Below are 12,133 nucleotides of genomic sequence, written 5' to 3'. Positions count from 1 at the left end.
CCGGGGTGCTGGTGCACCCCGGCCCGAGCCGATCGGTGGCTGCTCAGCAGCGCGCCGCTCGGCGTGTCGTGTCGCCCAGCCGCCAACGATCACGAAGCACCGGGCGCATTCGTCACCGCAGCGAGAAGTCCACCACCCGCAGTGGAGAGTCGAACACCAGGTAGACGTCGTGGGTGCCGGCGGTCCGGGCCACCTCGGCGCTGACGTTCACGTACCGGTAGTCGTCGCCGGTGCTGGGCACGGTGGCCGTACCGAGCAGCCGGCCGGTGGGCGAGCCCAGCCGGACCTGGATCGTGCCGGCGCCCGCCGCCGCCCTGGCGACCCTCGCCGTGAACGTGTGGGCGCCGGGGCGCAGCACGGAACCGGCGAAGGAGATCCATTGACCGGCGGCGGTGGCGCCGACGGCCGTACCCTGTGCCTTCGTCTCGTCGACGAGCCGGACCCCCGCGTACCTGTCGAAGTTCTCGGCCCGGGTGGTCCGCGAGAGGTCCCGGGCCGGGATCGTCTCACCGCGCACCGCGACCGCCGTCCGGGCCCGAATGTCCTCGGCGTTCGCGCCGACCAGCAGGTCGTACGTGGACGACTCGACCGCCCACCGGCTGCGGGTGACGTCCCAGTTCGCCAGGTCGGCGACGGGCAGCCGGAGCGTCACGGCCCGGGTCTGCCCCGGTGCGAGCTGCACCCGCTGGAACGCCTTGAGCGCCCGGATCGGGGTCTTCACTCGGGAGGTGCGCTGGTGGGTGTAGAGCTGGACGACCTCGGACCCGGCTCGGCTGCCGGTGTTGGTCACGTCGACGCGGACAGTGATGGTGCCGTCGGCCGCGACCGAGCGGGCGTCGGTGCGGGGCTGGCCGTACCGGAACCGGGTGTACGACAGCCCGTGGCCGAACGGATAGAGCGGCTTCGCGGTGCCGTAGAGGTAGGTCTGCCCGGACGAGATGATGTCGTAGCCCAGCAGGTCCGGCGGTAGTTGCCGATCCGAGCGGTACCAGGTCTGGGTGAGCTTGCCGGACGGGTTGCGGTCACCGAACAGGACGTCGGCGACGGCGTGCCCGGTCTCGGCGCCCGCGTGGGTGGTCCAGACGATGGCCGGGACGTGCTCCTGCTCCCATCCGATGGTGACCGGGTAGCTGGTCTGCAGCACCAGCACGGTGCGCGGGTTGGCCTTGGTCACGGCCTTGACCAGCGCTTCCTGGCCGGCGCTCAACGCCGTCGAGGTCCGGTCGTGCGCCTCGCGCCCGTTGATGAACGGGTTGCTGCCGACCACCAGGACGGCGCTGTCGGCCGCCTTCGCCGCCGCGACGGCCCGGTCGACTCCGCTACTGATCACCTCACGCTGGAAGTGGGTTGCGTCCGCCGCGGTGGACGCGCCGAGTGTGAGCGCGCCGTCGTCGCCGACCGTGACGTAGGTGTTGACGCCGAACCAGCTCTCCGTCGTTTCGTAGCCGGCGTAGCGCAACGCGACCGTCCCGTCGGCCTGCGGTTCCAGCGTGAACTGCTGCTGGACGAACCAGCCGTTCGGCTGCTCGTCACGCGTGATGAAGGGCCCCCAGTTGTAGCCGAGGTAGCGGCCGTTGGCGGCGTTGCGCAGCGTCACCACGTTCTGTCCCCAGTCGACGCTGTCGAACTGGGCCGCGAGCGAGGCGTCGGCGCCGGTCACGGCGACCGGGTCGGCGTCGGTGGTGCCGGTGGCCGTGACGTACCGGCCGGTCGCCGGGTCCTTCAGGGCGATCCGGTCCGCGCCGTCGAGCCCGTCGACGCTGGCGGAGCTGCCCAGCCGCTCGCGGATGCCGTCCAGCGCGGTCACCTGGTACGGCAGGTCGGCGCCGTACCAGTCGGAGTAGAGGGTGTCGGCCAGCGGACCGAGCACGGCCACCTTGCGGGTCCGGGACGGGTCCAGCGGAAGAGCCTGTCGGGAGTTCTTCAGCAGCACCATCGCCTCGCCGGCGGCCTGACGCGCCAGCCGCTGGTGCTCGGGGCTGTTGATGACGTCCGGGGTGATACCGCCGTAGCGACCGCCTCCCGGGTCGAACTCACCGAGGCGGAACCGGACGTTCAGGGTCTCGGAGATCCGGGCGTCGATGTCCGCCTCGGTGAGCAGGCCGCTGGCGAGGGCCTGCTTGATGGCGGTGACGGTCGGCTGGGCGTTGGTGTCGTCGGTGATGAAGCTGTTGAGGCCGGCCTTGACGATCGCGGCGTTCCCCTCGGCCTGGTTGGGGTAGTACCCCTGCGAGGCGACGAGGTTGTTCGGTGCCCACGCGTCCGTGACGTTCATCAGGGGCTTGTCGGTCCAGCTCCGTACCACCGTCGCCAGGTCCGGGTCCACGGTCGCGGGACGGCCGTTGACCAGGTTGTACGAGGCCATCACGCCGGTCGCCGCGTCGGCGGCGATGGCCGGTTTGAAGGCGGCCCGGTCGTACTCGTTGAGCACCCGTGGAGGCACGTTCGACGAGGTGACATCGCGCCGGACCTCGTTGTTGTAGGCCAGGTAGTGCTTGAGGGTCGGCGCGCTCTTCAGGTGGTCCGGGTCCCCGCCGGACATCCCCGAGCCGTACGCGGTGGAGATCTTCGCGGTGAGCAGCGGATCCTCGGAGTAGCCCTCCTCGTTGCGGCCCCACCGAGGATCGCGGAGCAGGTTGACCACCGGCGCCCAGAGGTTGAGACCCCAGACCCGGGGGTTCTGCGCGTGGTAGCCGCGCGCCTCGTCACCCACGGCCGAGCCGACCCGCTGGATCAGGTCGGTGTCCCAGGTGCTCGCCATGCCCAGCGGCTGCGGGAAGGACGTGCCGCGAGCCTTCACGACCGCGCCGTTGTTGTCGATGTCGGTCGACCAGGCGACCCCGTGCAGCGCCTCGGTACCGGTCTTGAACAGGCCGATGCCCAACCGGGGGACGGCCGGTTGGTACTGGTGCAGCCAGGAGATCTTCTCGTCCAGGGTGAGCCGGCCGAGCAGGTCGTCGACCCGGACCTGGACGGGCAGGTGAGGGTTACGGAACGGGTAGGTGGGATCGGCGTGTGCCGTGCCGGGGACGGCCGGTAGGACGAGCAGTGCGAGCGCGAGCGCGGTGATTCCGCGCCGAAGGCGCCTGTTCCGCATGCGGTTCTCCTCATGTCGTACGACAGGCGCCAGGGGGCGCCGAGACCGGCGTGGCCAGGCTCGACACCCGGCTGACGGGCCTGAACGACGAATCGTCGAAGCGCTTCGACGATCCGGCCGCGTTGACCACGGCCATGAATGTGGTGATCGCCAGACTATAGACGTACACCTATGGGCGAGCAATACCGGCCAGCGGACCCGGCCGGGTCACCCCCACCGCCGACCGGGGCTGGGTTGATCTAGCGGGTAGGCTCGTTACCGCTGGTGCGGCCCGCGCCGCGCGCCGATCCAGGGGGACGTCACCAGGTGAGCGCCCATTCGATGGTGTTGTTCGTGCTCGCTGCCGTCGCGGTCATCGTCGCCGTGCGGTGGGTGGCGTCGCGCACCGGCCTGCCGGCGGCGGCGCTGCTGCCGCTCATCGGCATCGCGTACGCGCTGCTCCCCGGCCCCAACGTCAGCCTCGACCCCGAGCTGGTGCTCATGGTCGTGCTGCCGCCGCTGCTCTACAGCGCCGCACTGGACTCCTCGCTGCTGGACATCCGGCGGAACCTGCGCATCGTGGTCAGCCTGTCCGTCGTCCTGGTGCTTCTCACCGGAGTACTCGTCGGCATCGGGTTCCACCTGTTCGTCGCCGGGGCGACGCTCGCCGCCGGAATCGCGGTCGGCGCCGCGATAGCTCCGCCCGACCCGGTGGCCGCCCTGGCGGTGGGCCGGCGCGTCAACCTGCCCCCGAAGATGGTCACGATCATCCAGGGCGAGGGGCTGCTGAACGACGCGACGGCGCTGACGATGCTCAGCGTGGCGGTGGCCGCCGCCGTCGGCGGGACGTTCTCGTTCCCCGCCGCCGTCGCGCAGTTCGTGCTGGCGGCAGTCGGTGGCGTCGCTGTGGGTGCGGCCGTCGCCTGGGCGAAACGGCTGGCCCGACCTCTCACCGCGGACCCGTTGCTGTCCAACGCGATCTCGCTGGCGACACCGTTCGTGGCCTACCTGCTGGGCGAGGCGCTGCACGTCTCCGGCGTGCTCGCCGTCGTGATCGCCGGGCTGATCGTCGGTCACCAGACGCCGCAGGTCGGGTCCGGGGCCGCCCGGCTGCAGACCAGCGCGGTGTGGCGGCTGGTCGACTTCCTCCTCGAAGGCTTCGTCTTCCTGCTGATCGGCCAGCAGCTTCCGGAGGTCGTCAAGGGACTGCGCCAGTACGACACGTCGACCATCGTCATCGCCGTCGCGGTGTCCGTGGGCGTGGTGCTGCTCCTGCGCCCCGCCTGGCTGGTGATGACGCAGTCGCTCCCCCGCTCCCTGCACACCCGCCTGGGTGGCATCTCCGAGCAGGACGACACCGACGAGCCGAGCACCGCACGGCAGATCGCCCGGGCCGACCGCAACGCCCGCCGCCTCACCTCCCGGGAGGTGGTGGCGCTGAGCTGGTCCGGTACGCGCGGCGTCATCAGCCTGGCTGCGATCTTCACACTGCCGCTGACCACCGACGACGGGTCACCCTTCCCCGACCGCGACCTCCTGCTGTTCTGCACCTTCGTGGTCGTGCTCGTCACGCTCGTCGGGCAGGGCCTGACCTTCGCACCGCTCGTGCGGATGCTCGGCCTGCGCGCCAACGAGACGGACCAGGCCCGCGTACGCAACGAGGCCCGTTCGGCGGCGGTGGAGGCCGCCCTGGCCCGCCTCGACGAGGTCGCCGCCGCCGAGCCGGACAGCACGGTGGCCGTCAACACCACCCGGACCCAGTTGCTGGCCCGCCTGGCGCGTTACCGCGGGCGACTCGACCTGCTCGAGCAGAGCGGGTCAGAAGAACTACCCACCTCCCCGCAGTACGAGACGGCGCTGCGGGTCCGCCGCACGGCCCTCGACGCGCAGCGCGAGGAGTTGGTGCGCTGGCGGGACTCCGGTCGGCTGCCGGACGAGGAACTGCGGGTCCTGGAGCGGGAACTCGACCACGAGGAGTTGCTGCTCCCGAAGCGGCAGTAGCCATCCCGGCCGGTCGGTTCGCCGGCATTCGTTCCACCTTCCACCCCGGGGGTAGGGCCTGCCCCACCGGCGACCTTCCCGCTCACCGGCTGTCACCTGGACAGGCCGTTTCATAGCGTCACAGAGGAGCCATCGAAACGATTTCCTGTTCGCCACGGGGGTGGTCGCGCGAAGTTCTCCATCGAAGACCCGCCAGTCGTGAATGACGGGTCGCCCGGGACGTTCTCCCGGATCGCCGACGTCGACGCGCTGCGCGCCGTGGCGCTGCTCCTCATCCTGGTTGTCAACATCGCCTTCTTCGCCTCCGGCTACCCCTTCCATCTGGTCCCCGATCCCGCCCACGACTCGTGGGGCGACCAGGCGGCCCGGTGGGTGGTCGAGGCGCTCCCCGCGATGAAGGCCTACCTGCTCTTCTCCTTCCTGTTCGGCTACAGCTTCACGCTCCAGCTCGACTCCGCCGCTCGGCGGGGCGTCGACTTCGCTCCCCGGTTCCGGCGACGGCTGGCCGGGCTCTTCGTGCTCGGGATCCTGCACGCGGTGCTGTTGTTCCAGGGCGACATCCTGACCACGTACGCACTGCTCGGCCTGGTCCTGCTCGCCACGCGAAGAGTCGCCGTCGGGACCGCGCTGCGCGCCGCCGTCCTGCTGACCGGCGGAATCGGTTTCGTCCTCGCGCTCGCCGGCTCCTCACCGACGTCGTCGGGAACCGGCGGCTCCTGCGTCGGGCGCAGCAGCTGGGCTATCCGATCGGCCTGGCCGGTGCGGTGGTCTTCGCCTCGGGTGGGGGCACCGCCAACCTGACCGGACTGACGGTGGGCCTGGACCGAGCAGCGGTGGCCACGGCTGCGGGCCACGGACCCGGCCTGACGGGCCCGCCCTGGCCGTCCGGACAGGACGGTCGGGGCCGTCTGTCGGTCGTCTGCGCTGGCTGTGCGGCGTCGGCGAGAGGCTGGGACGACGAGGGGAACGTGATGGCGAACAGCGTGCCGTGGTCGAGGCGGCTCGTGACGTCGATCGTGGCGCCGTGCGCCCCCCGTCACTGCCCCTCGCGCCGGGTGGCGCGCCGCCGGTTCAGCCTCGCAGGGCGTCGTCGACGCCTGTCTCGTGCCGGCCCAGGTACACCGGTTCACGCCGTGACAGCACGTCCCACGCCGCCTTGTCGGCGGCGCCGTACTCGCGCGCGACGCCCCGGCGCCACAGCGGCGCGTACCGCTTGGCCGTCTCGTCGCCCACGCCGTTGGCCTCGACGCCGAGGGCCCGGCAGAGCGTGACAGCCCGGTCCAGGTGAAAGGACTGGGTGACTACGGTGGCCTGGCGCACCCCGAAGATCTGCCTGGCCCGGGCGCAGGAGTCGTACGTGTCGAAGCCGGCGTGGTCGAGCACCACCTTCTGGTCGGGCACCCCCCGGTCGACCAGCCACTGCCGCATTGCGCCCGGCTCGTCGTACCCCCAGTTCATGTGGTCACCGGAGACCAGGATGGCATGGACCTTGCCGGCCGTGAGCAGTTGCCGCGCGATCTCCAGCCGGGCGGCCAGGAACGCCGACGGCTGCCCGCCGGGGTCGACCTGGGCGCCCAGCACCAGGGCCACCGGCGCCTCGGGAACGTCCTCGACGGTGAAGGTCCGGCCCTCCGCGCCAGAGCGGACCCACACCACGCTGCCCCCGGTGACCGCGCCGGCCAACACCGCCCCGAGCGCCGCCACCAGCAGGGCGCGGCGCAGCCAGCGTGCCCGGTGGGCGCCACGAATCGCACTGAGCACTCGACGAAGACTCGACACGGCCCCAGTATCGCGGCTCGGGCAAGGACGGTGGGTGTCCATCCACGGCCGACGCGGGGTCGGACCCGACCGGTACGGTAACCGGATCGAATCCCGTCGGTCCCACGGGCCGGCTCGGGTGTGGGGAGGGTGCGTGACGTCCAGGGCTGCCGAGATCGCCGCCGAGCAGGCGTACTTCGATGCGGCGGCGGCGCACCGGAACCGACGTCGCGATGACCTGCGGCACCTGCCGTCCGCCGCGGCCCACTCCGGCGCCGCCGCGCACCTGCGCCGGTACGCCGACGCGGCGCAGCGGGCGTTGGGTGCGACGGACGAAGCGGTGGCGTTCGGCCGGGTGGACGCAGAGACGGGCGACACCTGGTACGTCGGGCGGCACCTGATCCGGGACGCCGACGGCGAGGTGCTGGTGGTCAACTGGCAAGCGCCGGCCGCCGCAGGCTGGTTCGAGGCCACCCCGGAAAACCCAGCGGGGGTACGTCGCAAGCGCGCCTTCATCTGCGCCGGGAACACGATCGAGGAGGTCGCCGACACCATCCTCGCCGAGATCGCCGAGGCGGTGGACGCGCAACTGCTGGCCGATCTGGCCCGGGGGCGTACCGGCACCATGCGGGACATCGTGGCCACCATTCAGGCCGCCCAGTTCGCCCTGATCCGCGCCCCGCGCGACCAGGTGCTGGTGATCGAGGGTGGTCCCGGCACCGGCAAGAGCGCCGTGGCACTGCACCGGGTGTCCTGGCTGCTGTTCCAGCACCGGGACGACATGTCGGCGCAGGATGTGCTGGTGGTCGGGCCGCACCCGACCTTCGTCCGGTACATCGGCCAGGTGCTGCCGGCGCTGGGCGACGACGGGGTGGAACTGCGCGACGTCGGCCGGCTCGGCCCGGATGTGCCGCGGGGCCGCACCGAGCCCGACGCGGTCGCCCGGATCAAGGGCGAGGCCCGGATGGCGGGTCTACTGGCCCGCGCGCTGGACGCCCGGATCGGCGCCCCGGACCCGGCCGAGCGGCTGCTGGTCGGCGGCCGTTTCGTCACCCTGCCCGGTGTCGAAGTGGCCGAGGCGCTCGCCGCGGCACGGGCGGCGACCCTGCCGTACGGGGGCCGCCGTGGGCTGCTGCGCGACCGGCTCACCGCCCTGGTCGCCGCCCGGACCGGGCTGGACCCGGCCCGTTCGGAGGCGGTCGGCAATCTCACCGACCGGCTCTGGCCACCGCAGACCCCGGCCGGCTTCCTGCGTGACCTGCTGGGCTCCACCGCGCGGCTGCGGGCAGCCGCCGGGGACGAGTTCACCCCGGCGGAGGTGGCTGCGCTGCACCGGCGTGGCGCGGACCGGTTGTCCCGGGAGACCTGGTCGGCAGCGGACCTGCCGCTGTTGGACGAGCTGGCCCACCTGATCGACGGGCCGGGCCGGCGGTACGCGCACGTGGTGGTCGACGAGGCACAGGACCTGTCCCCAATGCAGTTGCGCGCGGTGGCCCGACGCAGCGCCACCGGGTCGCTGACGGTCGTCGGTGACCTCGCCCAGTCCACCGGCAACTGGGCGCGCGACTCGTGGGACGAGGTGCTCACCCACCTGCCGACCGTGCACCCGGCGAGGATCACCCCCCTGCGGTACGGCTACCGCGTACCCCGCCAGGCGTACGAGACGGCGGCGCCGCTGCTGCCGGTGGCCGCGCCGGGCGTGACACCGGTGGAAGTGGTCCGGGACGGGCCGGCGGACACCGGCGTGCACCGGGTGGGCCTGGCCGAGCTGGCCGGCCGGGCGGTCACGGTGGCGCGGGGGCACGCCGAAGCCGGCCGGTTCGTCGGCATCGTCTGCCCGCCCCGGCAGCGGCGACCGGTCGAGGCGGCGCTGGCCGCGAACGGGATGACCTGGAGCAGCGCCGACCGGGGCGAGTTGGGCGGCGCGATCAACCTGATCAGCCCGCAGGAGGCCAAGGGCCTGGAGTTCGACGCGGTGGTGGTGGTCGAACCGGTGGAGATCGTGGCCAGTGACGAACGCGGCCACCGGCTGCTGTACGTGGCGCTGACTCGCACGACCGGGCACCTGGACATCGTCTGCACGGGCGACCCGGTGCCGCTGGACGCGCCAGTCCGGCCCCGGCCGTCGATGGACGACCCGGCGGACGCGACGTTCACCCGGCGGGAGGCGCACCGGCTTGCCGAACATCTCGCCGGTCAGCTCCGCGGCGCGGCGCCACCGGCGTTCTGGGCCGACGTGCTGGCCGAGCTGCGGGCCAGCCTGCTGCCGGAGGACGCGGTCAGTTCCGGGCGGCCGACGGACGGCTGATGGCGGCCGAATCCAGCCGTCGGCCCACCGTCCACTGCAGGATGTCCTGCTCGATGTCGGCCTTCTTGGCCTTGCTGGGCACCGCGATGCCCAGCTCCCTGGCCAGCGCCCGCAGCTTCACCACGGTGAGCTTCAGGTCGGCGAGGTAGCGGGCGCCGGCCGCCCGGTCGCCGATCGCCGCGAGGTCGGTGCGGACCCGGTTGGTGTCCACGCCGGCCGAAGCCGCCGTCGTCGTCCGGGCGGCGGGCCGGGCCTTGTCGACGACGGCGAGCTTCGCCGCGCCGTCGGCCAGGGCGGCGAGCTGGTCGGCGGGCAGCGCACGGACGAACTCCGCCACCCGCAGGAGTACGGCGTGGGCGAGGTCGGCGGGGTCGGACACCGGTGGCTCTCCTTCTAGGGGCGGGTGCGGGCCAGGAACTCGCTGGCCAGCTGCTGGAGCTCGTACTGCACCTTGTCGTTGGCGTTCGGCACCAGCACGGCGGGCAGGTGCCGTTCACCGGCCGTGCCGAACAGGGTCTTGTTCTCCCGGATGGTCTGCCGGAACACCGGGACCTCCAGGTTGTCGGTGAGCCGCATGTAGTTGCGGGACGCGGTGATCGGACCACCCGCGGCGTACTGGATCATAGTGAACACCACGCCCAGGTACTGCGGGTCGATGGTCGGGCCGGGGGCGGCCACCCGGTTGAAATCGCGGACCAGCTCGGAGACCTTGCTGCGCAGGTAGTCGATGCCGAGTGTGGACAGGTAGTCGGGCTTCGCCGGGGTCAGGATGTGTTCACTGGCCACGATGGCCGTCCGGGTGACCATGGTGAAGTTGGGCGCGCAGTCGATCAGGATGTCGTCGTACCCGGCGAACTCGTCGGTGGCGAGCGCGTCGGCGAGCGCCCGGTGCAGCGGCAGGAAATGCGGGCTGCCGTGCTGAAAGCGTGACCCGCCGAGGGCCGCGGCGAGGTCCAGATCTACGTCGACGAGCTGAAGGTGGGAGGCGATCAGGTCGAGCCGGCCGCCGTCGGGCAGCAGCGCGTTGACCGGCTCCGGGGTGAGCACGTACGGGTGCAGCGCGCCGGTGGGCTCGTCGGCAAGCACCGAGCCGAACCACTGCAGGATGGTCCTCTCGTACGCGAGGTCGGTCTCCCACTCGGCGGCCGGATAGAACGAGAAGGTGAGGCTGGCCTGCGGGTCCAAGTCGATCAGCAGCACCTTGCGGCCACGGGCGGCGAGCTCGGCGCCGAGGTTCATGGTGATCGTGGTCTTACCGACCCCGCCCTTGTAGTTGATGACGGACGTGATGCTCATGCCGGTCCCCGCATCGCGACATGATCTCAGGAACGGGTAGCTCCGGTCGAGGTGAGCACCGGCGTCTCCGAGCAGGACGACACCGACGGGCCCGGTAGCGCCCGGCAGGTCGCCCGCGCCGACCGCAACGTACGCGAAAAAGGCCCCGGCCTGGTGTGAACACCAGATCAGGGCCTTGCTCGTTGGTGCGCCGCCAGGGACTCGAACCCCGAACCCGCGGATTAAGAGTCCGCTGCTCTGCCAGTTGAGCTAGCGGCGCTCGTCGGCAACGGAGAGAACATTAGCACTCCGCCAACTCGGGCTCCAATCCGGTTACCCGGCTCCCCCCTTCGGTCGAGCTTAAGGGACATACAGTCATAAACCGACCGCCAGCTCCGGGGCAGGGGCATGGGTCGGGGCACTGATGGGGCACGATGTCCGCCAGGTACGCGAGAACAGAGGTGGGGATGGCACGGTTCACGCGAGCCGGGGCGGTGGTGGGCGCTCTGACCCTGGCGGCGTCGCTGGCACTGACCGGGTGCGGCGACGAGCAGAAGAAGCCGGAATTCGTCGGCGGGACGTCGACAGATGCAAGTGCCGTACCCGAATCGGCTGCGCCGTCGGCCCCGGGTGCGTCGAGCGCGCCCAGCGGGCCGGCACTGACGCTGAGCCCGGCCAACGGCACGAAGAACAAGCCCGTGAGCACGGAGATCAGCGCCAAGCTCCCGGACGGTGGCAAGGTCGCCTCAGTCACCCTGGCCGCGGCCGGCGGGGGTGCGGTGGAGGGCAAACTGCGCACCGACGGCTCCGCCTGGGTGCCGTCCGCTCCCCTGAAGTACGGCACCAACTACACCGCCACGGTGACCGCTACCGGGCCCGACGGCACGACCAGCCAGGGCACCAGCACCTTCACCACGATGGCCAAGCCGAAGTCGACCATCGGGTCCGGCCTGTACCTCTTCGACGACAAGAGCTACGGGGTCGCCATGCCGGTGGTCACCGAGTTCCACCCGGGCATCCCGAAGAAGGACCGGGCCGCGGTCCAGAAGCGGATGTTCGTCAAGACCGACCCGCCGCAGCCGGGCGCCTGGCACTGGGTCGACAACGGCACCCAGGCCTACTACCGCGCACCGGAGTACTGGCAGCCGGGCACCACCATCACCGTGCGGATCGCGCTGGCCGGCGTGCCGCTGAGCAACGGCAAGTACGGCGACGTCGACCGCAAGGCCACCGCCAAGATCGGCCGGTCGTTCGTGATGAAGGTCGACAACGCCACGAAGAAGATGTCGGTGTACGAGAACGGTGCGCTGTCGCGCACCATCCCGGTGAGCCTGGGCAAGAAGAGCACCCCGTCGTCGAGCGGGACGATGGTCGTGATGGAGAAGAAGGAGTCCACGGTCTTCGACACCCGCGACGATCCGGACCCGGCCAACCGCTACGTCACCGAGATCGACTTCGCTCAGCGGCTCACCTGGGGTGGCGAGTACATCCACGCCGCGCCCTGGTCGGAGCATGTGCAGGGGCGGTCCAACGTCTCGCACGGCTGCGTGAACGTGTCGACGGCGAACGCCAAGTGGCTGTTCGACAAGACGCGGATCGGCGATCCGATCACGATCAAGGGCACCGAGCGCAAGATCGTCGCCGGCAACGGCTGGACGGCATGGAGCCTGAGCTGGTCGGAGTTCGTGAAGGGCAGCGCGCTGCCGGTGCCCAAG

8 protein-coding genes and 1 tRNA gene are annotated in these 12,133 nt (G+C 71.4%); 4 read left to right on the top strand and 5 right to left on the bottom strand.

Going from position 1 to position 12,133, the window contains the following annotated elements; all coding sequences use genetic code 11:
• Positions 1 to 112: 112 nt before the first annotated feature.
• Positions 113 to 3,097, bottom strand: coding sequence for a glycoside hydrolase family 3 C-terminal domain-containing protein (locus AB0J68_RS15320; protein WP_363938982.1), 2,985 nt, complete (start codon positions 3,095 to 3,097; stop codon positions 113 to 115).
• A gap of 321 nt (positions 3,098 to 3,418) precedes the next feature.
• Between AB0J68_RS15320 and AB0J68_RS15315 the strand changes: the two genes are divergently transcribed.
• Positions 3,419 to 5,077: a Na+/H+ antiporter gene (locus AB0J68_RS15315; protein WP_354855216.1), complete on the top strand. Its 1,659-nt coding sequence runs from the start codon at positions 3,419 to 3,421 to the stop codon at positions 5,075 to 5,077.
• Positions 5,078 to 5,275: 198 nt separating this feature from the next.
• On the top strand, positions 5,276 to 5,878 hold the full coding sequence (locus tag AB0J68_RS15310) for a hypothetical protein (RefSeq protein WP_363938980.1): 603 nt from the start codon (positions 5,276 to 5,278) through the stop codon (positions 5,876 to 5,878).
• A gap of 270 nt (positions 5,879 to 6,148) precedes the next feature.
• Here AB0J68_RS15310 and AB0J68_RS15305 read toward each other — a convergent pair whose 3' ends face one another.
• Positions 6,149 to 6,838, bottom strand: a complete 690-nt coding sequence (locus tag AB0J68_RS15305) for an ElyC/SanA/YdcF family protein (RefSeq protein WP_363938978.1) — start codon at positions 6,836 to 6,838, stop codon at positions 6,149 to 6,151.
• 151 nt (positions 6,839 to 6,989) lie between these two features.
• On the opposite strand from AB0J68_RS15305, the gene AB0J68_RS15300 reads away from it, so the two are divergent.
• Complete coding sequence (locus AB0J68_RS15300) at positions 6,990 to 9,143, top strand: UvrD-helicase domain-containing protein (RefSeq protein WP_363938976.1); 2,154 nt, start codon at positions 6,990 to 6,992, stop codon at positions 9,141 to 9,143.
• Here the strand turns inward: AB0J68_RS15300 and AB0J68_RS15295 are convergent.
• The 3 genes from AB0J68_RS15295 to AB0J68_RS15285 form a co-directional block, all read right to left on the bottom strand.
• Positions 9,115 to 9,522 (bottom strand): hypothetical protein, encoded by a 408-nt coding sequence (locus AB0J68_RS15295; RefSeq protein ID WP_355066943.1) that lies wholly within the window; start codon positions 9,520 to 9,522, stop codon positions 9,115 to 9,117. The two genes, AB0J68_RS15300 and AB0J68_RS15295, sit on opposite strands and share 29 nt — an antisense overlap.
• A 14-nt stretch (positions 9,523 to 9,536) precedes the next feature.
• Entirely contained in the window at positions 9,537 to 10,439 is a 903-nt protein-coding gene (locus tag AB0J68_RS15290) for a ParA family protein (RefSeq protein ID WP_354855172.1), read from the bottom strand.
• 183 nt (positions 10,440 to 10,622) lie between these two features.
• Positions 10,623 to 10,698, bottom strand: a tRNA-Lys gene (locus AB0J68_RS15285).
• A 187-nt stretch (positions 10,699 to 10,885) separates the two neighbouring features.
• On the opposite strand from AB0J68_RS15285, the gene AB0J68_RS15280 reads away from it, so the two are divergent.
• On the top strand, positions 10,886 to 12,133 hold a 1,248-nt coding region (locus tag AB0J68_RS15280), incomplete at its 3' end, for an Ig-like domain-containing protein (RefSeq protein ID WP_363938974.1).

This window comes from Micromonospora sp. NPDC049580, assembly GCF_040675595.1.
Taxonomy (GTDB): Bacteria; Actinomycetota; Actinomycetes; order Mycobacteriales; family Micromonosporaceae; genus Micromonospora.
The sequence above is the reverse complement of the archived record's forward strand: the minus strand, read 5'-3'. Positions and strand labels throughout refer to the sequence as shown.